The 558-nt window shown below is 57.9% G+C and carries 1 CRISPR repeat array.

Annotated features, from left to right (window positions below):
- Window position 1: 1 nt before the first annotated feature.
- Window positions 2–557: a CRISPR direct-repeat array (repeat unit 31 nt; unit sequence CAGCCGCCTTCGGGCGGCTGTGTGTTGAAAC).
- Window position 558 lies beyond the last annotated feature (1 nt).

Below are 558 nucleotides of genomic sequence, written 5' to 3' on the forward strand. Positions count from 1 at the left end.
ACAGCCGCCTTCGGGCGGCTGTGTGTTGAAACCGGCAAGCAGTGGCTGACCGCTGAAGACGATAAAGCAGCCGCCTTCGGGCGGCTGTGTGTTGAAACACTAAACCGGACTGCTGAGCCATAAAATGCGGCTCAGCCGCCTTCGGGCGGCTGTGTGTTGAAACGACTGCTACACATCGTCCCATCGAGACGGTGGCGCAGCCGCCTTCGGGCGGCTGTGTGTTGAAACCGCGTTTGGGGCAACCGCACCTGCACCAACGACCAGCCGCCTTCGGGCGGCTGTGTGTTGAAACCGCGCAAACTCAAGAAATCACACAAAAAATACAAGAGCAGCCGCCTTCGGGCGGCTGTGTGTTGAAACGGCAAACGCCGACTGCGCAGAACCGGCATCAATGTCAGCCGCCTTCGGGCGGCTGTGTGTTGAAACTCAACCTTTTGGACGAAGACGGCCTAATGTTTTCCAGCCGCCTTCGGGCGGCTGTGTGTTGAAACACGGATTAAAAGCAAGCAAGCATGGATTGTTAATTCAGCCGCCTTCGGGCGGCTGTGTGTTGAAACG

This window comes from Neisseria sp. HMSC068C12 (assembly GCF_001814095.1).
Classification (GTDB): domain Bacteria; phylum Pseudomonadota; class Gammaproteobacteria; order Burkholderiales; family Neisseriaceae; genus Neisseria; species Neisseria perflava.